At 69.5% G+C, this 22,685-nt stretch carries 23 protein-coding genes; 7 read left to right on the top strand and 16 right to left on the bottom strand.

Annotated elements, in window-relative coordinates:
• Window positions 1–6 precede the first annotated feature (6 nt).
• Window positions 7–1,389, bottom strand: a complete 1,383-nt coding sequence (locus tag AB0L95_RS28480; protein ID WP_365166124.1) for a glycine--tRNA ligase — start codon at window positions 1,387–1,389, stop codon at window positions 7–9.
• Between the two features lie 196 nt (window positions 1,390–1,585).
• Here AB0L95_RS28480 and AB0L95_RS28475 point away from each other — a divergent pair, with 196 nt between their 5' ends.
• From AB0L95_RS28475 to AB0L95_RS28460, 4 genes are all read left to right on the top strand, one after another.
• A complete protein-coding gene (locus AB0L95_RS28475; RefSeq protein WP_365166121.1) occupies window positions 1,586–2,542 on the top strand; it encodes a zinc ABC transporter substrate-binding protein in 957 nt (318 codons plus the stop codon).
• A gap of 17 nt (window positions 2,543–2,559) precedes the next feature.
• Entirely contained in the window at window positions 2,560–3,327 is a 768-nt protein-coding gene (locus tag AB0L95_RS28470; protein ID WP_365166119.1) for a metal ABC transporter ATP-binding protein, read from the top strand.
• A complete protein-coding gene (locus AB0L95_RS28465; RefSeq protein WP_365166117.1) occupies window positions 3,327–4,229 on the top strand; it encodes a metal ABC transporter permease in 903 nt (300 codons plus the stop codon). Before AB0L95_RS28470 ends, AB0L95_RS28465 begins: the two co-directional genes overlap by 1 nt.
• Before the next feature lie 131 nt (window positions 4,230–4,360).
• Entirely contained in the window at window positions 4,361–4,771 is a 411-nt protein-coding gene (locus AB0L95_RS28460; RefSeq protein WP_365166115.1) for a transcriptional repressor, read from the top strand.
• Window positions 4,772–4,833: 62 nt separating this feature from the next.
• On the opposite strand, the gene AB0L95_RS28455 is transcribed toward AB0L95_RS28460, so the two are convergent.
• The 4 genes from AB0L95_RS28455 to AB0L95_RS28440 form a co-directional block, all read right to left on the bottom strand.
• Window positions 4,834–5,709, bottom strand: coding sequence for a glycosyltransferase (locus AB0L95_RS28455; protein WP_365166113.1), 876 nt, complete (start codon window positions 5,707–5,709; stop codon window positions 4,834–4,836).
• 88 nt (window positions 5,710–5,797) lie between these two features.
• Window positions 5,798–6,649 (bottom strand): isoprenyl transferase, encoded by an 852-nt coding sequence (locus tag AB0L95_RS28450; RefSeq protein WP_365166111.1) that lies wholly within the window; start codon window positions 6,647–6,649, stop codon window positions 5,798–5,800.
• Window positions 6,650–6,687: 38 nt separating this feature from the next.
• Complete coding sequence (gene recO / locus AB0L95_RS28445; protein WP_365166108.1) at window positions 6,688–7,434, bottom strand: DNA repair protein RecO; 747 nt, start codon at window positions 7,432–7,434, stop codon at window positions 6,688–6,690.
• 71 nt (window positions 7,435–7,505) lie between these two features.
• A complete protein-coding gene (locus tag AB0L95_RS28440) occupies window positions 7,506–7,721 on the bottom strand; it encodes a hypothetical protein (RefSeq protein ID WP_365166106.1) in 216 nt (71 codons plus the stop codon).
• 569 nt (window positions 7,722–8,290) lie between these two features.
• Between AB0L95_RS28440 and AB0L95_RS28435 the strand changes: the two genes are divergently transcribed.
• Window positions 8,291–9,250, top strand: coding sequence for a TIGR01777 family oxidoreductase (locus AB0L95_RS28435; protein WP_365166103.1), 960 nt, complete (start codon window positions 8,291–8,293; stop codon window positions 9,248–9,250).
• Between the two features lie 205 nt (window positions 9,251–9,455).
• On the opposite strand, the gene AB0L95_RS28430 is transcribed toward AB0L95_RS28435, so the two are convergent.
• The 6 genes from AB0L95_RS28430 to AB0L95_RS28405 form a co-directional block, all read right to left on the bottom strand.
• A complete protein-coding gene (locus AB0L95_RS28430; RefSeq protein ID WP_365166100.1) occupies window positions 9,456–11,138 on the bottom strand; it encodes an MFS transporter in 1,683 nt (560 codons plus the stop codon).
• Window positions 11,139–11,143: 5 nt separating this feature from the next.
• Complete coding sequence (locus AB0L95_RS28425) at window positions 11,144–11,773, bottom strand: NUDIX hydrolase (RefSeq protein WP_365166097.1); 630 nt, start codon at window positions 11,771–11,773, stop codon at window positions 11,144–11,146.
• A 113-nt stretch (window positions 11,774–11,886) separates the two neighbouring features.
• Window positions 11,887–12,423: a GTP cyclohydrolase I gene (locus AB0L95_RS28420; protein ID WP_365166095.1), complete on the bottom strand. Its 537-nt coding sequence runs from the start codon at window positions 12,421–12,423 to the stop codon at window positions 11,887–11,889.
• Between the two features lie 399 nt (window positions 12,424–12,822).
• On the bottom strand, window positions 12,823–13,761 hold the full coding sequence (locus AB0L95_RS28415; protein ID WP_365166093.1) for an NAD(P)-dependent oxidoreductase: 939 nt from the start codon (window positions 13,759–13,761) through the stop codon (window positions 12,823–12,825).
• A complete protein-coding gene (locus AB0L95_RS28410) occupies window positions 13,758–14,921 on the bottom strand; it encodes an aminotransferase class I/II-fold pyridoxal phosphate-dependent enzyme (RefSeq protein WP_365166091.1) in 1,164 nt (387 codons plus the stop codon). Before AB0L95_RS28410 ends, AB0L95_RS28415 begins: the two co-directional genes overlap by 4 nt.
• Window positions 14,860–15,147 carry a hypothetical protein gene (locus AB0L95_RS28405; protein ID WP_365166089.1) on the bottom strand — a complete coding sequence of 96 codons (288 nt, stop codon included), beginning with the start codon at window positions 15,145–15,147 and terminating at the stop codon, window positions 14,860–14,862. Before AB0L95_RS28405 ends, AB0L95_RS28410 begins: the two co-directional genes overlap by 62 nt.
• Before the next feature lie 145 nt (window positions 15,148–15,292).
• Here AB0L95_RS28405 and AB0L95_RS28400 point away from each other — a divergent pair, with 145 nt between their 5' ends.
• Both AB0L95_RS28400 and AB0L95_RS28395 read left to right on the top strand, forming a co-directional pair.
• Window positions 15,293–16,213: a helix-turn-helix transcriptional regulator gene (locus AB0L95_RS28400; RefSeq protein ID WP_365166087.1), complete on the top strand. Its 921-nt coding sequence runs from the start codon at window positions 15,293–15,295 to the stop codon at window positions 16,211–16,213.
• Between the two features lie 268 nt (window positions 16,214–16,481).
• Window positions 16,482–16,826 carry an N-acetyltransferase gene (locus AB0L95_RS28395; RefSeq protein ID WP_365166085.1) on the top strand — a complete coding sequence of 115 codons (345 nt, stop codon included), beginning with the start codon at window positions 16,482–16,484 and terminating at the stop codon, window positions 16,824–16,826.
• 45 nt (window positions 16,827–16,871) lie between these two features.
• Here the strand turns inward: AB0L95_RS28395 and AB0L95_RS28390 are convergent, their stop codons facing one another.
• Genes AB0L95_RS28390 through AB0L95_RS28370 form a run of 5 tightly spaced genes read right to left on the bottom strand, consistent with a single transcriptional unit; the run spans window position 16,872 to window position 22,654 of the window.
• Window positions 16,872–17,888, bottom strand: a complete 1,017-nt coding sequence (locus AB0L95_RS28390; RefSeq protein ID WP_365166083.1) for a DUF6879 family protein — start codon at window positions 17,886–17,888, stop codon at window positions 16,872–16,874.
• Between the two features lie 58 nt (window positions 17,889–17,946).
• A complete protein-coding gene (locus tag AB0L95_RS28385; protein WP_365166081.1) occupies window positions 17,947–18,912 on the bottom strand; it encodes an SCO2521 family protein in 966 nt (321 codons plus the stop codon).
• Window position 18,913: 1 nt separating this feature from the next.
• Entirely contained in the window at window positions 18,914–19,897 is a 984-nt protein-coding gene (locus AB0L95_RS28380; RefSeq protein ID WP_365166079.1) for an SCO2522 family protein, read from the bottom strand.
• Window positions 19,894–20,808, bottom strand: coding sequence for an SCO2523 family variant P-loop protein (locus tag AB0L95_RS28375; RefSeq protein ID WP_365166077.1), 915 nt, complete (start codon window positions 20,806–20,808; stop codon window positions 19,894–19,896). Before AB0L95_RS28375 ends, AB0L95_RS28380 begins: the two co-directional genes overlap by 4 nt.
• A gap of 4 nt (window positions 20,809–20,812) precedes the next feature.
• Window positions 20,813–22,654, bottom strand: coding sequence for an SCO2524 family protein (locus tag AB0L95_RS28370; protein WP_365166075.1), 1,842 nt, complete (start codon window positions 22,652–22,654; stop codon window positions 20,813–20,815).
• Window positions 22,655–22,685: the final 31 nt, after the last annotated feature.

The following is a 22,685-nucleotide window of genomic DNA, read 5'->3' as shown; positions in this document are numbered from 1 at the left end:
CCGCGCTCAGCAGCCGATCAGACGGCTCGCGAGGTAGCCCTCGATCTGGTCCAGCGAGACGCGCTCCTGCTTCATCGAGTCCCGCTCACGCACCGTCACCGCGTTGTCCTCGAGCGTGTCGAAGTCGACCGTGACGCAGTACGGCGTGCCGATCTCGTCCTGGCGGCGGTAGCGGCGGCCGATGGCGCCCGCGTCGTCGAACTCGATGTTCCAGTGCGCGCGCAGCGCCTGGGCGAGCCCCTTGGCCTTCGGGGACAGCTCCGGGTTGCGGGACAGCGGCAGGACCGCGACCTTCACCGGCGCCAGGCGGTGGTCCAGGCGCAGCACCGTGCGCTTCTCCATCTTGCCCTTGGCGTTCGGGGCCTCGTCCTCGACGTAGGCGTCCAGCAGGAACGCCAGCATGGTGCGGCCGACACCCGCCGCGGGCTCGATGACGTACGGGGTCCAGCGCTCGCCGGCCTCCTGGTCGAAGTACGACAGGTCCTGGCCCGAGGCCTTGGCGTGGGCGCCGAGGTCGTAGTCGGTGCGGTTGGCGACACCCTCCAGCTCGCCCCACTCGTTGCCGCCGAACTGGAAGCGGTACTCGATGTCGGCGGTGCGCTTGGAGTAGTGGGAGAGCTTCTCCTTCGGGTGCTCGTACCAGCGCATGTTCTCCTCACGGAGACCCAGGCCGGTGTACCAGCTCCAGCGCTGCTCCATCCAGTACTCCTGCCACTTCTCGTCCTCGCCCGGCTTGACGAAGAACTCCATCTCCATCTGCTCGAACTCACGGGTGCGGAAGATGAAGTTGCCCGGCGTGATCTCGTTGCGGAACGACTTGCCCATCTGCGCGATGCCGAACGGCGGCTTGCGGCGCGAGGTCTGCTGGACCTGGGCGAAGTTGGTGAAGATGCCCTGCGCGGTCTCCGGGCGCAGGTAGGCGATCGAGCCGCTGTCCTGCGTCGGGCCGAGGTGGGTGGAGAGCAGACCCGAGAACTGCTTGGGCTCGGTGAACATGCCCTTGTTGCCGCAGTTCGGGCAGTTGATGTCCGAGAGGCCGTTCTCCGGCAGGCGGCCGTGCTTGGCCTCGTATGCCTCCTCCAGGTGGTCGGCGCGAAAGCGCTTGTGACAGGAGGTGCACTCGGTGAGCGGGTCGGTGAAGGTGGCGACGTGACCGGAGGCCACCCAGACCTCGGTCGCCAGGATCACCGACGAGTCGATACCGACGACGTCCTCGCGGGACGTGACCATGTAGCGCCACCACTGGCGCTTGATGTTCTCCTTGAGCTCGACACCCAGCGGTCCGTAGTCCCAGGCGGCACGCTGACCGCCGTAGATCTCGCTGCAAGGGAATACGAAGCCACGGCGCTTGCTCAGGCTGACGATGGTGTCGATCTTGTCGGCGGCCACGGTGCTCTCTTCATTACGACGACGGGCGACGAAGCGACTGCTTCAGAGCATTGCTTCAGAGCGAATGCTTCAGGTTACCGGCGGGGGCTCCCCTCCAATCAAATCGGTAGGGCACCTGGAGCGGGTCCCCGGGTGTACCGAGCCGTTACCCGACGATTGTTGACAACGGTTTCCATATTTGTTGAAAATGACTGTCATGAACATAGGTCGACGCCTCATACCCGGGACCGCGGTCGCCGCCGTCACCGCACTGGGCCTCGGAGCCCTCTCCGCCTGCTCCTCCACCAGTGCCGCCGGCAACACCGGGAAATTCGACGTCGTCGCGTCGTTCTATCCGATGGCCTTCCTCGCCGAGCAGATCGGCGGGAAGCACGTCCACGTCACCAGTCTCACCCAGCCCGGCCAGGAGCCGCACGACCTGGAGATCAGCGCCCGGCAGACCGCGCAGCTCCAGGAGTCCGACGCGGTGCTCTACCTCAAGAACCTCCAGCCCTCCGTCGACGACGCGATCGCCCAGTCCGAGATCAAGACGAAGATCGACGCCGCCTCCCTGACCACGGAGGAGGAGCACGGCAACGAGGTCGGCGGCCACGCGGCCGCGCACGACACGCACCAGGGCGAGGAATCCGGCGGCAAGGACCCCCACATCTGGCTCGACCCGGTGCGCTACGCCCAGGTCGCCCAGGGCGTCGGCAAGGCCTTCGAGAAGGCCGACCCCAAGCACGCGGCGGACTACGCGAAGAACACGGCGGCCCTGGTCAAGAGGCTCGACGACCTCGACCAGCAGTACGCGACAGGTCTGAAGAACACCAAGAGCAAGGTCTTCATCACCACCCACGCCGCCTTCGGCTACCTCGCCGAGCGCTACGGCCTCACCGAGGAGGCCATCAACGGCCTGGACCCCGAGTCCGAGCCCAGCGCCGCGCGGGTGCGGCAACTCGAGAGCATCGCGAAGGCCGACGGCGTCTCCACGGTCTTCTACGAGACGCTCGTCAGCGACAAGACCGCGAAGACCGTCGCCCAGGACGCGAACCTGAAGACGGACGTCCTCGACCCGCTCGAGGGCATCACCGCCAAGTCCCGCGGCAACGACTACTTCCAGGTCATGCAGTCCAACCTCAAAGCCCTGCAGACAGCCCTGGAGGCCAAGTGACACCGGAGGGTGCGGCAATGAGCGAGCCCGTCATACGCCTGCGCGGCGTGCGCGCCGACCTGGGTTCACGCCCCGTCCTGCGCGGCATCGACCTGACCGTGCAGCGCGGTGAGGTCGTCGCGCTGCTCGGCGCGAACGGATCGGGCAAGTCGACGGCGGTGCGCAGCATCATCGGCCAGGTGCCGCCGAGCGCCGGCGAGATCGAGCTGTTCGGCACCCCGCGCCGCGCCTTCCGCGACTGGCGGCGCATCGGCTACGTGCCGCAGCGCACCACGGCCGCGGGCGGCGTGCCCGCCACGGTGACCGAGGTGGTCTCCTCCGGCCGGCTCTCCCGGGCCCGCTTCGGCGTCCTGCGCCGGGCCGACCACGAGGCCGTGCGACGCGCCCTGGAACTGGTCGGCATGGCGGACCGGGCCAAGGACTCCGTCGACGCGCTCTCCGGCGGCCAGCACCAGCGGGTGCTGATCGCCCGCGCCCTCGCCTCCGAGCCCGAACTGCTGATCATGGACGAGCCGATGGCGGGCGTCGACCTGGCGAGCCAGGAGGTGCTCGCGCGGACCCTGGAGGGACAGGTGGCCTCCGGCGCGACCGTGCTGCTGGTGCTGCACGAACTCGGGCCCCTGGAGCCCCTGATCGACCGGGCGGTCGTCCTGCGCGACGGCTGCGTCCTGCACGACGGGCCGCCCCCGAGGGCCGTGGGCCAGCACGCTCTGCCCGGCCACGACCATGTACACCCGCACGACGCGGCGGGCGCCGAACCGATCCGTACGGGACTGCTGAGCTGATGGACTTCCTGAACTACGCCTTCATGCAGCGGGCCCTGCTCGCGGCCGTCCTGGTCGGCATCACCGCGCCGGCCGTCGGGATCTACCTCGTGCAGCGCCGCCAGGCCCTGATGGGCGACGGCATCGGCCATGTGGCCATGACCGGCGTCGGCCTCGGCTTCCTGCTGTCCACGTCCCCGGTGTGGATGGCGACCGCCGTCTCGGTCCTCGGCTCGGTCCTGATGGAGCTGATCCGCTGGTACGGCAGGACGCGTGGCGACATCGCCCTCGCGATGCTGTTCTACGGCGGCATGGCCGGCGGCGTGATGTTCATCAACCTCGCGCCGGGCGGCTCCAACGCCAACCTGACGTCGTACCTGTTCGGATCGCTGTCCACGGTCTCCTCCTCGGACGTCGTCGCGATCTGCCTGCTCGCCGCCTTCGTCGTCCTGGTCACCCTCGGTCTGCGCCGCCAGCTCTTCGCGGTCAGCCAGGACGAGGAGTTCGCCCGGGTGACGGGCCTGCCGGTGCGGGCGCTGAACCTGCTGACGGCGATCACGGCGGCGGTGACCGTGACGGTCGCGATGCGCGTGGTCGGTCTGCTGCTGGTGTCCGCCCTGATGGTGGTCCCGGTGGCGGCGGCACAGCAGCTCGGCCGCAGCTTCGCGGCGACCTTCGCGATCGCGATCGCCATCGGTGTGACCGTGACGCTCGGCGGCACGATCACCTCGTACTACCAGGACGTGCCGCCCGGCGCGACGATCGTGCTGCTGACGATCGCCGCGTTCATCGCGCTCACCGCTGTGGCGACTCCGCTCGCCCGGCGACGCGCGCGGGAACTCGCCGCCGCGCGGTCCGCCTCGGACCCACTGGAGTGTGCAATTCCGGCCAACCGGGAGGCGACCGACGAGGTCGGAGTCTGACCGCTCACGGCCCGGGCTGGCACAATGGGCCCGGCAGGGCGCAGACGTGAGCCGTGAGAGAGCCGAAGGGGCGCGCCGGTACCGGCTCGAAGCGCCCCGCAGGCGAGCGAGCCATCAAGAAGGAGGCAACGGTGACGACCGCCGGCCAGCCTGTACGGGGACGATCCACCCGCCAGCGTGCCGCCGTGGCTGCGGCACTCGACGAGGTCGAGGAGTTCCGCAGCGCGCAGGAACTCCACGACATGCTCAAGCACAAGGGTGACTCCGTCGGACTCACCACGGTCTACCGCACCCTGCAGTCCCTCGCGGACGCCGGCGAGGTCGACGTCCTGCGCACCTCCGACGGCGAGTCGGTCTACCGCCGCTGCTCGATGGGCGAGCACCACCACCATCTCGTCTGCCGCGTCTGCGGCAAGGCCGTCGAGGTCGAGGGCCCGGCGGTGGAGAAGTGGGCGGAGGCCATCGCCGCGGAGCACGGCTATGTCAACGTCGCCCACACGGTGGAGATCTTCGGCACCTGCGCGGACTGCTGCACGGACTGAGCCGCGACGCCGGGGCCTGGTGCCGCGGGGCCCCGGCTCCCGGTCGTCACGGCCGCCGGTTCTCAGACCCCGGACCGGCTGGTGAGGTGAACCGGCACCGACGGGCCGTCCTTCGGCATCGGCCTGCGGACCGTGCTGAACAGCCGGGCCAGCACGGCCGAACGGCCCTGGTCCCCCGTGTTCGGCGCGATGGCGGCGACCCCGACGTGGAGCCACTCCTCCCACTCCGGCCGGTCGGCCGGGTCCAGGCGTCCATGGGTCTCGGCCATGTCCAGGATCCGGGTGCCTATCTCGGTCGCCATCGAGCCCCCGTGGAAGCGGAAGCGGCTGCCGATGACACCGAGATGACACACGTTCACCTGCCCGCCGGCCAGAGCGAGAGAGATGTTGAGGAAGGTCTCGACACCGAAGTCCCGCGGCAGCGGGGCAGCGCGCAGGAGACGGGTGCGGACGGCGCGGTACCCCGTGAGGGCGTTGGCCCCGTGGAAGCCGACCTCCGGGAAGAACCGGGCGGTGAGCGGTTCGTAGATGGTGAACGTGGACGCCAGGATAGTGCCCGGATAGTCGTACTCGTAGTCGCCGACCACATGGTCCGCCGTGCCACCGGCCGCGGTCTCGCGGAGCACCGCGGCGACGTTCCGGTCCGACGAGACGAGGTCGGCGTCGAGGAAGCACGTCCACTCGCTGTCCACCGCCGACACGGCCAGTTGCATGGCCGCGCCCTTGCCGAGCGGGCCGCTGAGCACCTCCGCACCGGCCTCGCGTGCCTGCCGGGCCGTGTCGTCGGTCGACCCGCTGTCCACGACCAGCACACGGTCGCCGGGCTGCGCGGCCGCCAGGGCCTGGCCGACGATCGTGGCGACCGTGGCCTCCTCGTTGTGCGCAGGAATCACGAAAGCGAACACACGGAACTCCCGTAGGATCGAGCGGTCGCTCACGATCTTAATCGCACACGCGCACGGCCCATTCTCGGGCTCCCCGCCCGAGGAAGCGCTCCGACGCCGTCGACGGCCCGCCCCCGTCGCGCTACGAGGAGGTCGGCCGGCCCCGCATGTCCCGCTCCATGGCCACCAGTTCCTCGTTCGGGACCGCCCCGCCGAAGCGGCGGTCGCGGGAGGCGAACTCCAAGCACGCACGCCACAGGTCACGGCGATCGAAATCCGGCCACAGCACGTCCTGGAAGACCATCTCGGCGTACGCGCTCTGCCAGATCAGATAGTTGGAGGTGCGCTGCTCGCCGCTCGGCCGCAGGAACAGGTCCACATCCGGCATGTCCGGATAGTAGAGGTACTTCGCGAGGGTCTTCTCCGTGATCTTCGCGGGGTCGAGCCGGCCCGCCTTCACATCCTCGGCCATGGCCTGCGCCGCGTCCGCGATCTCGGCACGGCCGCCGTAGTTCATGCAGAAGTACAGCGTGAGCCGGTCGTTGCCCTTGGTCTGCTCCTGCGCGATCTGGAGTTCCTTGGCCACCGACTTCCACAGCTTGGGCATCCGGCCCACCCAGCGCACCCGGATGCCGAGTTCGTCGAGCTGGTCGCGGGTCTTGCGGATGAAGTCACGGTTGAAGTTCATGAGGAAGCGCACCTCCTCCGGCGAGCGCTTCCAGTTCTCGGTGGAGAACGCGTACAGCGAGATGTTCCCGACGCCCATCTCGATCGCGCCCTGCAGCACGTCCAGCACCCGCTCGGCGCCGACCTTGTGCCCCTCGGTGCGCGGCAGCCCGCGCTCCTTGGCCCACCGGCCGTTCCCGTCCATCACGATCGCCACATGGTCCGGGACCAGCTCGCCCGGAAGCTTCGGCGGACGAGCCCCGGACGGGTGCGGCTCCGGCGTCATGTACTCGCGGCGCTGACGCCCCAGGAACCCGCGTACGGCCATGTGCTTCTCGCTCCTCGATCTGCTGTCGCTGTGACTGTCTACTGTTCCACGTATCGAAGGGAGCGCAGTCCGCGCTCCAGGTGCCAGTGCAGATACGCCGACACCAGTCCGCTGCCCTCCCGGACGTACCGCGGCTCGCACGCGTCCGCGGTCTCCCAGTCTCCCGTCAGCAGCGCGCCGAGCAGTTCGAGGGCACCGGGTGAGGGTACGACGCTGCCGGGCACCCGGCAGTCGACGCACACGACACCACCCGAGGCCACCGAGAAGAAACGGTTCGGACCGGGCAGACCGCACTTCGCGCAGCCGCTGAAGCTGGGCGCGTAGCCGTTGACGGCGAGGGAGCGCAGCAGGAAGGCGTCCAGGACGAGATGCGGGGCGTGCTCACCCCGGGCGAGGGTGCGCAGGCCCCCGACGAGCAGCAGATACTGCTGGACCGCCGGCTCCCCCTCGTGATCGGTGAACCGCTCGGCGGTCTCCAGCATCGCGGTCCCGGCGGTGTAGCGCGCGTAGTCCGCGACGATCCCGCTCCCGTACGGAGCGATGGTCTCGCTCTGCGTGCACAGCGGCAGTCCGCGCCCCACCAGCTCACTGCCGCGCGCGAAGAACTGCACGTCCACATGCGAGAAGGGCTCCAGCCGGGCCCCGAACTTCGACTTGGTACGGCGCACGCCGCGAGCCACAGCCCGTACCCGTCCGTGACCGCGCGTGAGCAGCGTGATGATCCGGTCCGCCTCACCCAGCTTCTGGGTGCGCAGCACGATGCCGTCGTCGCGGAACAGACTCATGGGCCCCATTCTCGCCTACGGGGGACGGGCCCCGGGCTCCCCGGTCCGTTTCCGGACAGGGCACCCGCCCGTCACGGCACCTCGCCACGGCTGCGGGCATTGGCGTACGCGGTCGCGGCGCGCAGACGCTCCGCCGGGGTCGCGGGGCGCACCGCCTCCGGCTCCACGTCCCACTCCTTGCCCCCGCCGTACGGTCGCAACTGGACGTACGGTCCCTCGTGCCCCATCACCACGCCCACCCTCCCGCTCTGGACGTCGACAGCGTACGAACCGATCGGCGGCTTCATCCCGACCCCGGAGCCCACTGGGCCGGTGGGGCCGCCGGCACTTGTTTCACCGTGTCCTCCGCCTCTTCGACGCGCGCGCCGAGTGTCGTCCCCCGAGTGATACGTGTACTGCAGCCACCGTGCTCCCCGCTCCCTCCGAGTTTTACCCTTCGCATCTCCATGGTGACGCTCCGCATCTACACTCGACAGGTGTCTGCGCCCTACAAGTGCGGGCAAACGGGGGTTTGTTGAACGGTGGCCGCCAACCCACGCCGAACGAAACGGAAACCTCTTCGACTCGGCCCCCGGAGGAACCCCCTCCGCATGACAGAGGCCGCCCCCTCCTCCACCGGCACCACACATCCGCGGGCCGGGCAAGGGGCGCTCCGCCCGGAGCCATGTCGAACCGGAGGCCACCAGCTCCCACACCAAGCGGAGCAAAAGCCCCGGCTCGACAACGCGAACGGGGTCCATCCGCGCGGTAGGGCCACATCGCGGCCACCGGCAAGCAGAAGCCAACCCAGCCCATCGTTTTGAACGTGTTCAAATTTGGGCTAGGCTCGTCTCCACCACTGAGGGGGAGAGGTCGGATGAAGATCGTGATACCCGGGGGAACCGGGCAGGTGGGTACGATCCTGAACCGCGCGCTGACCGCCGCCGGACACGAGGTCGTGGTGCTGAGCAGGCGGCCGGCGCACCAGGGTGAAGTCCCGTGGGACGGAAAGACCCTGGGCCCGTGGGCCGAGACACTCGACGGCAGTGACGTCGTGGTGAACCTGGCCGGTCGCAGCGTCAGCTGCCGCTACACCACCGACAATCTGCAGGCCATGATGGACTCGCGCGTGGACTCCGCCCGGATCGTGGGCGAGGCGATCGCCGCGGCCACCCGCCCTCCCCGCGTCTGGCTGCAGATGAGCACGGCCACGATCTACGCCCACCGCTTCGACGCACCCAACGACGAGGAGACCGGTGCCATCGGAGGAGCCGAACCCGGCGTACCGGGCTACTGGGCCTTCAGCATCGACATCGCCAAGGCCTGGGAGCGGGAACAGGAGAAGGCCGTCACCCCGGGCACCCGCAAGGTCGCCCTGCGCTCCGCGATGGTGATGAGCCCCGATCGAGGAGGGGTCTTCGACGTCCTGCTGTGGCTGGCACGGCTCGGCCTCGGCGGCCCGGTGGCGGGCGGTGCTCAGTACGTGTCGTGGATCCACGACCATGACTTCGTCCGCGCGGTGGAGTTCCTGGTCGACCGGGACGACATGGACGGGCCGGTGAATCTCGCCGCGCCCGCCCCGGTGCCGCAGCGCCTGCTCATGCGCTCGATGCGCACCGCCTGGGGTGTCCCGGTGGGCCTGCCCGCAACGAAGCGGATGGCCGAACTCGGTGCCTTCGCACTGCGCACGGACACCGAACTGCTGCTCAAGAGCCGCCGTGTCGTCCCGGGCCGCCTGCTCAAGGCGGGCTTCACCTTCGACCACCCCCACTGGCCGGAAGCCGCCGCCGACCTCGTCCACCGCGTACGCGGGCGCGGCAACCGCGCGCGAACATGACGACGACCACGCGCGTCGATCCTCTGCACGCGCATCCTTGAGGCCGTCCACCGCTACGGCAACGCCTGCTGGCACCCCTGTCCGGTGGAGGAGGACCAGGAGGCAGTGGCGCGGGTGTTCCTGGACGAGATGGACGAGCTGGCCCCAGGCCTGCTCGCCCCGAAGACGCCCAGCGGCATGGTGTGGAGCTGGTTCTGCGCAGGCATCACCGAACTGGGCGTGGACGGTTTCCAGCGCCTTCCATCTCCATCCCCGTCCCCGCCCCTGTCCCCACCTCCATCTCCCCCTCCCCCTCCCGAAGTTGCCGATCAAGCCCCGCGGAATCCCCACACCCCGCTGAATCCCCGCACCCCGCAGAACCTCGAGCTCCCGCCGCCCCCCGGTCCCGCCGCGCCCCGTCCCGGCGCAAAAGCGCCATGTGGCCCGCTGCGAGCATCATCACGACACCGACGTCGAGCAGCGCCGCCACGTGCAGTCCGTCCGTGAACGCCGTTCGGGCGGGTGCGAGGAGTTCGGCGCCGAGGCGTTCGGGCAGCTGTCCGGCGACCTCGGCGGCGCCGCCGAGCGTCGCCCGGGCGGCCTCGGTGCGATCGGGTCCTATGCCGTCCGGCAGGGAACTGCCGTCCAGTTTCGCGCGGTACACGGCGGCGGCGACGGAACCGGCGACGGCCACGCCCAGTGCCTCGCCCAGGTTCGCGCCGGTCTCGCCGATGCCCGAGGCGTTTCCCGCGCGTGCGGGTGGGGCGCTGCTGATGATCACGTCGTTGGTGAGGGCGAGGGCCGCCTGGACGCCGAAGGACATGACGGCGAAGCCGACGACCGCGCGGTACGGCCCGGATGCGGTGCCCACCTGGGTGAGCAGTACCAGCCCCGGTACGGACAGCAGGAAGCCGCCCGCCATCACCCGTAGCGGGCCCGTGCGGGCGGCCACGGCCGGGGCCAGCAGCGCGCCCACGACGCCCGCCGCCACCGCGGGCAGCGCCCACAGCCCGGCCACCGGCGGGGTCAGTCCCAGCACGAGCTGGAAGTACTGCAGGAGCAGGAACTGCGTCCCGGTCACCGCGAAGAGCCCCAGGGTCAGCCCGCCCAGCGACACCCCGAACGCGGGGCGGGAGAACAGCCGGAGGTCGAGCATGGGGTCGGGGAGTCTCAGCTGTCTGCGTACGAAGGCGGCACCGAGGCAGAGTCCGGCGGCGAGGCTCAGCAACGGCAGGGTGTGCAGGCCGTGCTGGGCGATCTCCTTGAAGCCGTAGACCACCGGCAACACCGTGGTGACGGACAGCGCGACGCTGGCCGGGTCCAGGCGGCCGGCCTCCGGATCGCGGTATTCGGGCAGCAGCAGCGGACCGGCGATCAGCAGGACGACGCCCACCGGCACGCCGAGCAGGAACACCGAGCCGTACCAGAAGTGCTCCAGAAGCACCCCGCCGACCAGCGGCCCGGCCATGGCGCCGATGCTGAAGTTGGTCATCCACACCGCGACCGCCAACCGCCGCTGCCCGGGGTCACGGAACATGTTGCTGATCAGGGAGAGGGTCGACGGCATCAGCGTCGCCCCCGCGACCCCGAGCAACGCGCGCGAGGTGATGAGCATCCCGACGCTGGACGAGCCGGCGGCGAGCAAGGAGGCCGCCGCGAAGGCGGCGGCCCCTGTCAGAAGCAGTCTGCGGCGGCCGATCCGGTCACCGAGAGTCCCCATCGTGGCGAGGAATCCGGCCACCATGAACCCGTAGATGTCGACGATCCAGAGCAGTTCCGTGCCGCTCGGGTGCAGTCGTTCGCTGAGCACGGGTGCTGCCAGATGCAGCACGCTCATGTCGAGGCCGATGAGCATGGTCGGCAGCGCGAGGACCGCCAGCCCCGTCCATTCCCGTCGTCCGGCCCGCATCGGAGTCATCCGGCGGCACGGGAGGGGGCCGGGCCGGCCCGGTACTGCCCGAGCAGGTGGCGTACGGCGTAGGTCAGCGGGTGGTGCAGCGCCTCGTCGGGTGTGAGCCACAGCGCCGAGGTGCCCTCCGGGCCGAGTTCCACCGCGAGGTCCGCGTCCACCGCGTCGGCCGTCCGGTAGACGTGCCAGAGATGGGCGTCGGCGCCGCGACGGCAGCCGTCACCGGGGACCGGGGTCCTGGCCAGGTGTTCGAGCCGTGCACCGGCGATTCCGGTCTCCTCCAGGAGTTCGCGTACCGCCGCCTCGTCGGGGTCCTCGTCGCGCTCGACGTGCCCGGCGGGGATCGTCAGGCCGAAGGGGAACGCGGTGCGGTCGAAGAAGAGGAGACGGCCGCGTACGTCCCGGACGAACACGCCCGCCGTCTCGTGCCAGTACTCGCCCTCGGCGTCCGTCCACCAACGGATCGCGGGATCCAGCACCAGCGCCCGGTCGGCGACATGGCCGCAGGCGAGGCACACGCTGTGGCGGCGGGCGCCCGTGGTGCGCCACTGCACCGACGCACCACGGCAACGCAGGCAGTAGTGGCGTACGGCGCCGTCCTGCAGCGCTCCGGGCGGAAGGAAGTCCAGTTTCACGGCCCACTCCCGGTACGGGATCCACGTTTCGCGCGGCAGACAGCCAGGTGTCCGCCGCGCAAGTCGAGGTCGTCAGAGCTGACGGAACGGGTGCGTCAGTGCTGACGGAACCCTCAGGTGTCCAGGCCGAACCGGGTGAACAGTTCCTTGTCGCCCGTGACGTACGACGTGTCGGTGATCGCCGTCTGGTCCGACGGGCCCCGGCTGCACATGCACATGTGGCGGCCGGTGGAGACCACGCGCGCCGCGCGGGCGCCGCCCGAGGACATGATCTCCTCGGCGATGTCCTTCACCAGGTGCTCCTGGATCTGGAACCTGCGGCTGAACGCCTGGACGAGCCGGGGGAACTTGCCCAGGCCCAGGATCCGGTTGCCGGGCACGTAGGAGATCGCCACCTTGCCGTAGAAGGGCAGGAAGTGGTGGGCGCAGATGGAGTAGTAGTTGATGTCGTGTACGCGGACCACACCGGTGTGTTCGCCCTCGACCTCGACCGTGGTCTTGAGGATCGTCGATGTGTCGATCTCATAGCCGCTCAGCAACTGGCGGTAGGCGCGGACGATACGGGGTTCGCATTCCGGTTCCCGGTACCAGTCGAGCGCGCGTTTGTCGGTCGTGACGTTCTCTTCGAGCCACTCGGCGATGGTGCTCATCAAACACCTCCTGATGGACGCTTGCGGCGCCCCTACGGCTGCTGTCTCGGGTCGGTCTGCTGCCGGTTCCGCACATGCGGCTGCTCGAGGAACTCGGTCACGCCGTTCCGGCGGAAGTGGTCGCTCCTGTCCGACCACGCGGCTCTTCGGGCCGCGGCCGTTCCCACGGGTGCTCCTGCCGCTCGCGGGCCTGCCCGGGTATGCCTCCCAGGAGCCGCGAGCACGTACGCACATGCCGTGAACAGCAGCTTCGCGCTGACGCTGTCATGCTGCCCGCCGGGCACCCGGACCCGCAACTTGTCTGAGTTGTCCGGGTGATGCCTCATCCGGGCGCAGCGGCGCCGACCCCGTCGGCGACGCCGTGGCCGTCACGCGCCCCCGGCGTCGTCCCGGCGGACATCACCGCACGCCCGGTCCGGTGAGTACGTTGCGCGGGCGTCCGGCGAGATAGCTCGCGAGGTTGTCGTACACCTCCTGGAGGTTGTCCGACCGGGCCGTGTCCGTGTACCAGGCGGTGCCCGGGGTGAGGATCACGTTGTCCAGCGTGCGCAGCAGTTCGGCGTCCTGTGAGGTCATGTCGTCCAGGGCGGCGCCCGCGAGCCGCCCGGTGGTGAGCATCCGGACGAGCGCGGCCTGGTCGAGGAGCGCGCCCCGGCTGGTGTTGACGAGGACCGCGGAGGGCTTGAGGGTGCCGAGGCGCTCGGCGCTCAGCAGTCCGCGTGTGGTTGCGTCGAGGGGGACGTGCAGCGAGAGGACGTCGCTGCGGCGCAGCACCTCGTCGAGCGGCAGCACGGTGATGCCGGGCGCCGCCCGGCCCGTACGGTTGGCGCCGATCACCTCCATCCCGAACCCGGCCGCGATCCGGGCGGCGGCCGTGGCGATCCGGCCGGTGCCCACGAGTCCGAGGGTCCTGCCGTGCAGCTCCAGCCCGAGGAACGGCCGGTACAGATGGCCGGCTCCGGCCCGCGTCGCCCGGTCCGCGGCGAGCAGCCGGCGGATCAGGGCCAGCAGCGAGGCGAAGACATGCTCGGCCACGGCCTGCCGGGAGTACATCGGGCAGTGCGCGACGGTGAGCCCGGCACGGGCGGCGGCATCGAGGTCCACCCCGTCGAAACTCGTGGAGACCACCGTCAGATAGCGCAGCCGGGTGATCCTGCCCAGCAGGTCGGCGGGCAGCCGGGTCCATTCCACGACGGCGAGGTCGGCCTTGCACAGCCGGTGCAGGGCGGTCTCGGGCCCCGGGCGGTCGGTGAAGACCTCGAAGTCCCCGAGCGTGGCGAACCTGACCCGCCACGACTCGGGCAGATAGGTCGGCTCGTCAAGGTAGACGATCTTCATCGGACATCACTCCCCCGCAGCTGCGGCAGCGTCCGCACCGCGTCGCGCAGACCCGCGCAGGCCCTGGCGAACAGGACGGGGTCGCGGGCGAGGGCGATGCGGATGTAGCGGGACCCGAGGTCGCGGTCGTGCCAGTAGAAGTGGTCGCCGGGCACCACGGCTATGCCGAGGCCCCCGAGCAGTTCGACGACCTCCAGGCTGCTCGGCGACTCGGCCGCGATACGGATCCACTCGACGCTGATGGTGCGCTCCGGTGCGCCGGGCTCCAGCACAGAGCCGTCGAGGGCCCGGTGGAGGGCCCTGCGGTTGGTCCGGATCAGCCTGCGCACCGAGGCGTCCAGACCACGCCGCGCCGAGTCGTCGAGATACGCGGTGAGGAAGGTGAGGACGAACGGACTGACGTTCAGCAGCACGTCGTTGTGGAGTTCTACGAGGCCCTCGTGGACGTCGGCGCTCATGGCGAGGATGCTGCACTTGACGTCGAGGGTGGGCCAGGTCTTGCCGGTGTCCTCGATGCAGAAGTAGCTCACCCCGGAGCGGTCCAGCACCGCGTACTGGTCCCAGAGTTCGCTCCGGTCGAAGAAGCGGAACGTCCAGTCGATCACCAGCAGGGTGCCGGTGGCGGCGCAGACGTCCACGACCCGCCGGAAGTCCGCGGCGTCCAGGGTGAAGCCGGTGGGGTTGTTGGGCAGCGTGAGGAAGAGCGCTCCGGGCGCGTCGGCGCCCGCCAGCAGCCGAGCGAGGTGCGGTCCGGTCACCGACTCCTCGGAGACCGGAGTGAGCGCGACGCCTCGGCGTACGAGGAGGGCGGCCAGGTTGTCGAAGCACGGCTGGAGCAGGCCCGCCCCGATTCCCGCGTTCGCGAGGAAGGCCCCGACCAGGTCGGTCGAGAGGGAGGCGGAGTAGCACAGCAGCGCATGGGAGTGGCGGATCGCGGAGTGCTGTCCGGCCAGCCGGTAGAACGTCTCCTTGAAGACGTCCTCGACGTCCTGTTGCCGGCTCAGTTCGCTTTTCTCGTAGAGGTCCGGCAGACGCCGGGTGATCTCACGCTGTGCCGCGTCCCCGCGTTGATGGGCGTGACCGTCGGCGAGATTGATTTCACGACCGAATGCGATCCGCTCGTACTGTGTCAGATTCGGCAGCCGGGTCGGTTGCGTCATGGTTTCCCCCTCCGTTCTCAACAGCCACCGTTTCTTGTCCGCTGTCGCCCTTCTCGGTGCCGCGCAGCCGAATGAGCAGATCGTGCACCACGAGGGCCGCGGTGAGGAATTGCCAGAGATCCGGCCGTGCGATGAGTACCGTGGACAGGCCGAGAGCGAGTGTTCCGGTGATGAGTTGGCGTCGCCTTTTCCGCGACCTGAACAACCGGAACTTCACGACTGTCATGGCCGCTCCTCCTCCCGTTGCCTCCACGATACGGAGGCGGGCACGGTGCAGCAATGGCCGTCTGTACCGACGGAGCAGCGCTCGATAGTCTGGGTAACTCCCGGGCGCGGTCATCGCGTTCGCCGGATGCGCTGAGGTAGCGATCATGGTCTCAAGCCAGCGCCGTATTGAGTTCGAGACAGTTCTCCGGGACCTGCTCGACAGCCCGGCGATATCCGGAGGCAGAAAAAAGTTGGCGCGCGCGCTCGGCGTGAACGAGGCGACGATCTCCCACTATCTCAACGGCCGCATCAGGCCCAGCTTCGAGACTCTCGTGCGTATCGCCGACCACTTCAATGTCAGCCTGGACTATCTGGTGTTCGGCGAGCGCCCCCGGGCTCAGGCGGAGGACGACCCGGCCGGTGTGCGGGCGCAGATCCGCAGGGCGGTCGTGGAGGCCAGTGACGCCAGCGGGCGCCATCTGGACATGGTCACGCGGATCAGCCGCCGGTTGCAGGCGAAGATCGACGAAACGGCCCGGGCGCTCATCGAGCAGGGCGAGAACCAGGGCCCGGTCGGCTTTGTCACGGACGCGGAGGCGATCGGCATGGAGGCCTGTGTGCGCGGCATGCGCATCATGACGCGTCTGTTCCAGTCCGATGTCAACGAGGGTGAACCGGGCGCGTTCATGGATGTGGTGATCCACAATCTGAAGCTGGGCCGTCCGTATCAGTATCTGCTCTACGGAGAGGCCGACTCCTGGCGGCCATCGGTCGAGAAATTCCGGGAACTCGTCACCCGTAGCGGAGTACCCGTCGAACTGTCACGCGAGAATCTGCAGTTCCGCTGGCTGTCCCGGGAACTGGTCAGTTCCGTCTGCATCCTCGACCTGGATCTCCCTCTGATCAAACGCCAGGAACCCATCCTGTGGGAACGGCACCAGGACAACATCTCACCCGAGGGTATCTGGGCCTATTTGTCGATCGAGCGTCCCGACGCCCAGGGCGGGGTGACCATCGAGCCCGTCTACCTGCGCTCGACCCTTCGTCAATTCAGCCGGGACTGGGCGGTCGCGAAACCCATATGAGTCACCCGGACCGCACACCTCGGTGTTGGTATAGTGACGCGCTCAGGAAGGCCCAGGTCGACGTGGACTGAGTGGACACCAGATGAGTCAGGCAGCAGACGAGCCGAGGGACACCCTGCCCAACGGAAGCGGCCGCGCCGGGGAATCCGACGCCCCATTCGTACCGGCCGACTTCACCGTCCCCCCTGGTTTCAGGGATACGACCTTCCATTTGGTTCCTCTCGGCCCTGAGCACAATGACCGTGACTACCGGGCCTGGACGTCGAGCATGGATCACATTCAGCGGACCCCGGGCTTCGAACGGTACGGCTGGCCCGTGCCGATGACGCCCGAGGAGAATCTGCGGGATCTGCTCAGACACCGCGAGGACTTCGAGCACCGTGTCGGCTTCACCTACTCCGTCCTGATCGGCGAGGACGTCATCGGCTGCGTCTACATCTATCCGGCCGGCCGGCCCGGCCACGCCGCCGTCCGCTCATGGGTGCGCGAGGATCACGCCGAGCTGGACGAGCCGCTGTACGAGCTGGTCAGCGCATGGCTGCGGCAGAGCTGGCCGTTCCGCGGCGTCAGCTACTCCCCGCGGACCAAGGAGCACGACTTCGCCGCCCGCTGACGGCTCGTCTCCCGGTCCGCGAAGGGTTCACCGGACCGCCTCGGGTCAGCCGGAGAGGTCCTGAGTGGCCTCCCACAGCCGGTTGAAGCGCTTCATCCGGTGTTCGACGAGGGCGGCCCGGGCGTTGAGGGTGGTCTTGGCGTTGACCCTCTTCGTGTCCTGGTCGATCTCGTAGGTGAGTTCGTTGTCGAAGATGATGAAGTCACTGTGCGTGCCCAGCTGCACCCGGTGCGGCAGCTGGGACAGGGCCACCACACGGGCGTCGATGCCCAGCGACCGCTGGCTCTCGCACAGCTCTGTCAGCCTGTCGTCGATCTCCCGCTCGGTCTCGACGATGAACAGCCGCCTGATCTTCACCCCGCGCAGGATCGCGTCGCTCTGCGCCTCCAGATAGCGGCTCGCGGGCTCGCTGTTCCAGAAGTCCCGGTCGACGGAGGTGCTGGTGGCGTCGAGGGACTTCTTGATGCACCGGGTGAGGTCGATGAGCCAGTCCTGGTTCTCCCCCAGGCAGTCGGCGATGTTGTTGCTCAGGTTCTCCAGCAGCTGGGCGAGCCGGTCGATCTCCTCGCTGGCGAAGGTCTTCACCAGCTCGTTGTTCAGCAGTCCCGCCTTGGTGGCGCTGCGGGCGAGCTTGGTCACCCCGTCGGAACGCAGTACCGAACGGTCCACCTGGCTGAAGAGTTCGGTCGCCTCGCTGATACGGGCGAAGCGGTCGTCGACCAGGTCCGTCAACTCCCTGCGGTGATCGCCGAGATGACCGCGCACCTCGCGGTGGTGCTCCGACAGACTGTCCTTCATCTCCCGGATGCGGGCGCGCTGTCCGCTCTCCATCGTCTCCAGCCGCCGCTCGAAGTCGACCATGTACTGGACGATCAGCGCGGATCCGCCGATCACGATGGAGATCGTCAGCTTCCAGACCTCGTCCTGCTTCTGGTTGAGCGCGTTGGTGAGGACGTAGGCGATGATCGACACCACCACCGTGACGAGCGTCTTCAGCAGGAGCGGTGGTACGCGCAGGCCCTCCGGCCGTGGCGTGTTCGTCGTACCTTGCGTAGCGGACATTCCCTTCCTCCCCCGTCGGATCCTTCAAGAACGCGGGCCGCGGCGGCTCGCGGTGTACTCAGCGTGCGGTGAGTGCCTCCCTGAGCAGCGGGATGGCCTGCAACGCCATCTGGTCCCGGATGCGTTGCACCAGCGCCTGCCACTGGCGGCTGAATCCCGGCTGCTCCTCCAGCACCTCCCACAGCGCGGTCAGCTTCCGGTCCACCCGGGCCCGGGGCATCCACAGATGCAGCAGATGGTCGACGGCGGGGCGCAGCGCCAGGACGGCCAGCGGCCCGTCCGTCGATCCGAAACGGCTGCCGTCGAGCATCCGTACGAGCGTGGTGAGCAGCCAGTCGTGCAGCGCGAGGTCCTCGCACAGGCGTACGACGGCGGTCGGCTCTGTGTCCTCGGGGATCCCGAGCCGCACCGTGCGCAGCTCGTCGTCGACGACCGTGAAGTGGATAAAGGGGTCCTGGCCGTCGGGAACGGGCAGGGCCGCCCAGCGCAGCCGGGTGCGGCGGCTCTTGAACGGGCTCTTCTGGTCCAGCAGCGGGTGCCGCAACAACCTGGTCAGCAGCCCCTCGGCGATCAGACCGGGGTCGAGTTCCCCGGGCCGGCCGCCCTTGAGGAGCCCGTCGGCGACCGCCCGCGCGGGCAGCTTCCCGAGGGGTTCCACCATCCCCGGGCGCACCAGGTAGTAGCCCCAGGGCTGCCGCTGGTCGGGTCCCGTCGCGGGGACGCGGAAGGACGAGCCGGCCTGCAGGACCCGGCCCTCGGTGAGCGCCGCCCGGGCCACCGCCGTGCCGACGGCGCGCACCTTGGCGCCGCCCGCGGCGGGCAGCGGGCAGTCGACACCCATGAGGGTGTCCGGTGAGAGGGCGTACAGATTGGGGCGTTCGGAGACGAGGACACGTTCGTCGGCCCTCAACCGCAGCACATGACCGGCCGCCCGGAGGTCCAGTGCCTGGGACGTCGGCAGCAGGCAGGTACGTACTTCGCCGCAGGCGAGTGTCGTGGACCTCGCCTCCCCCGGGATCCCCATGTCACCACCCCGGGTAGAAGACGTAGGAGACCCGGTCCGCCACGGAGTCGGGCACCGCGATGCCCTCGTCGGCCGAGCGCGACGCGACCTTCCCCAGCGCGCCCACGTCCACCTCGGTCTGGTCGAGGATGACGCGCACGGCGTGTTCGATGGGGAGGAACCGCGACGGCAGTACGGAGCAGGTGCGGTAGGCGTTGAAGGGGGCGGCGGAGGGGTTGAGCTGGAGCAGCGGCGCCAGCTGGTCCCACTCGGTGGGGAAGCCGCCCGTGGTGCGGGCGCGCGGGACGAACACGGGCTCGCCCTCGTTGCGCAGCAGGCCGAGGCGGGTCAGCTGCCAGACCGCGGCGAGGAACGGGCAGGACCAGGTGCGGTGCCCGTCCTGGTCGTCCCACAGTTCGACGTCCAGGAACACGGAGTGCCGGTGGGCGGCGGTCTCCTGGGGAGGCTGCCAGGCTCCGGACCGCTTCATCGCCTGGGTGCGCTGGGCGGGGGTGCGCACCCCGTTGGCGAGCCAGCCGGTCTGGCCGACGGGCGGGCGCAGGCCGTAGCTGCCGGGCGGCGGGGACTCGACCAGCCGCCCGGCCACCGATTCCGCGAGCGGCACCTTGTCCGCCACGGCACAGCCGGACTCCCTGGCCAGATAGTCGATGACCAGCCCCGCGCGCTCGGCCTCGGCGAGCAGGACCGGCACGACCTCGGCGGGGGTGGAGAAGCGCGTGAAGTAGTCGTCGATGAGGAAGCAGGTGCTGATACGGGGACGGGAGCCGCCCCGTCGGCCGGTGGCCGCGGCCTCGCCACGGGCGGCGACGTCGGCACGGGCCGCGTCCGCCCAGGGTTTCACCCGCTCGAAGTGCTGCCGCAGCCGTGTGGGGCCGCCCTCGAAGTCCTCCATGTACAGATGCCCCAGCTCCAGGGAGAGATGGGACAACGCCAGGGAGCGGGTGAGCGGCTCGGCGGTGGTCTCCCGGAACCCGGACTCCGTCACAACACCTCCCAGTGGGTGTCGTCGGTCAGCCTGCGGGCGAGCTGTTCCAGCGCCTCCAGCGTCTCCTTGTTGGCGATCTGGGTGGACAGCACGTCCTCCTCGGTGATCAGCTGCTCACGCCATTGCAGGACGGGTTCCAGCGGGATGGTCGCGAGGACGACACTGTCCCCGATCTTCCGGTCGGAGGCGAGCTGTCGCAGATAGTCGTCGCACCGCTGCATCCACACGGACTGGGCGGGCGACACCTGGGACCACAGCGCGGACTCGGGGTCGGGCACCGCGGCCCGGACGAATCGGATCGACCGGCGCAGCGCCTCCTTGTCGTGCAGGCCGGCCGCCGCGCCGTTGAGGATGCCGTGTTCGCCGAAGACCAGTCCCGACGCGGCGAGCACATGCTGCCGGGTCCAGCGGTGGAAGACCAGCCAGCGGGCCTGGACGCCGCGCAGTTCGGGCTGCGCCGTCGCCTCCAGCACCATGTCCATGGCGTAGCTGCGTCCGGCGCTCAGGTCCACGACGATGATGTCGAACTCGCTGTTGAGGCGGAGCAGCAGATCGACACAGCGGCGCAGGGTGTCCTGGTCCGTGGCGAACTCTCCGCCGCTCGCGTCGCCCGGCAGCAGGACCAGCCGGCCGGAGCCGTTGGGCCGGTTGCGCAGCACCGGGTGCAGGGTGTGGGCCCAGATGTCGACCCGGGCGGGTTCGGCCGTGCCGGCCTCCAGATAGGTGTGCAGACCGCCCTGGTCGACGCCGAGCTCTCCGGGGACGTCGAAGACGGCGGCGGCCGTGGGCGAGCCGAAGTCGAAGTCGACGTAGCACACGTCGTCACCGGCGAGTGCGCGTTGGTAGGCGAGGTTCGCGCTGGTCACGGAGCGGCCCGTGCCTCCCTTGTCGGAGGCGGCGAAGACGAGCACGGTGTCACACCTCCCGGGCCGCGTCCCGGGCCTGGGCCAGGACGTCGAGTTCGCCGAGCACGGACAGGGTCAGGGCACAGGCCGTGCCGGGCTGTTCGTCGAGGATCCGGCGGGCCCGGCGCAGCCTGATCTCTATGCTCCGCAGCGACTTCGCGCGTTCGCCGTCGGCGGCGAGGGTGGGCTCCATCTGCTCGTAGCCGAACAGATGGGTGGACTCGCTGAGCAACGCGCGGGCCAGGACGGCCAGTTCGGCGCTGCGGATCGGCCGCTGCACATACAGCTTGCGGGCGGCCACCATGCATTCGGTGACCCGCTCGGTGACGCTCCAGGACACCTGGCCCGCGCCCTCGGGCGAACCGGGGTACACGGCGCGGACGTTGTCCCAGAGCCCGATGCCCTCGCCCTCCTGGATACGGCGTTGCCACAGATGGCCGAAGATCTCCTCGGCGAGCCGGAGCAGGCGGTCCTGGGCGGTGATGTTGCGGGAGAGCTCGCTGAGCTGGATGGTGCGCTTGAGCAGCTGGGCCGAGAAGTCGGTCATGGTCCACTGCAGGGCCGCGCCGCCCGCGTCGTCGCTGCCCTGAAGGGGCAGGGTGACACCGGGGCTGTGCAGCCGTACGTTCGGGTCGTCGCGGGTCATCCGGCTGGTGATACGGCCGCGTTCGGCGAGGCGCTCCATGACCGTGACGGTGCGGGTGAGGTCCTCGTCGGTGGCCCTCCGGCGTACCAGGTCGTGGACCAGGATGGCGGCGACGGAGAGCGAGAAGTACTCGGACTCCAGCAACTGGCCGGTGGTACGCCAGGGCAGGTCCTCCAGCGGCCAGCGCTCGGGGTCGAAGCGGGCGATGCCCGACCAGTACTGCTGGGTGATCTCCCAGCGCAGCCGCAGCGCCTCGGCGAGCTTCTGCTGTTCGGGGTTGAGCAGGCCGAGGGTGAGGGTGCGGTCGGAGAAGAGGTCCTGGATACCGTCGAGGGCGACCACGGTGAAGTAGAGGTAGGGCACGGCGTCGGCGATGCCGTCGGGCTGGGCGCCGATCGGGTCGCTGGTCTCCACCTTGGGTGCGTCCTTGACCAGGCTCCAGGCCCAGCCGCACTCGAAGAGCTGGTTGTCGTCCTTGAGGCGTTCCTCGACGTCGACACCGAGGACGAAGCTCTCCGTGATGGTGGCGCGCAGCGGCTTGAATCTGCGCTGGAACTGCTGGAGTACGGCACGCTCCGACAGCTGCCCCTGGCCGACCAGTCGGCGCAGTCGCCGGCCCTGGCCGGAGTCGGGGTCGAAGACGTTGACGGTGAAGGAGCGCAGCAGACTGACCATCGCGGCGGTCAGCCGGGTGCTGGTCGCCTCCCTCAGCTGCCCGATGGCCTTCTTCACATCGCTGCGGGAGGTGCGGTCCTCGTAGACCTTGAGGAAGCCGAGCGTGGCGAGGCACAGCGTGACCGACATGGAGAAGGAGTCGACCACGCCCAGTTCCCGCTGCTCCCGGGTGACCTCCTGTTTGGGGTCCTGGGAGGTGAAGTAGTAGCCGCCGGCGAAGGTGGGGGCGGCGTCCGGGTCGGTGTGCGTGCGCATGAACTGGTCGAGGACCGCCACGAGCGCGGCGGGGATCTCGGTACGCCCGCCCACCCGCCGCAGCGCCTTCTCCACGTCCGTCTGGGTGGTGTCGGGCTCGTCGAGGCGGAAGGCGGGGATCTCGGTGGCGGGGTACATGAGGCACAGCAGTCGTTCGGCGTCCGCCACACTGCTGAGACCGCCCCACTCCCCCCAGGACCACTTGCCGCCGTCGAACGAGTGGCGGGCCATGGCCTGCCAGATGTCCAGCAGGTGCTGACGTGGCTTGATCTGCATCCCCATGCCCCTCACACAGGTCGCACTGCCC

The organism is Streptomyces sp. NPDC052036 (assembly GCF_040680495.1).
In the GTDB taxonomy this organism is placed as follows: Bacteria; Actinomycetota; Actinomycetes; order Streptomycetales; family Streptomycetaceae; genus Streptomyces.
Note: the sequence above shows the minus strand (reverse complement) of the source record. Positions and strands in the feature narration are given on the sequence as shown.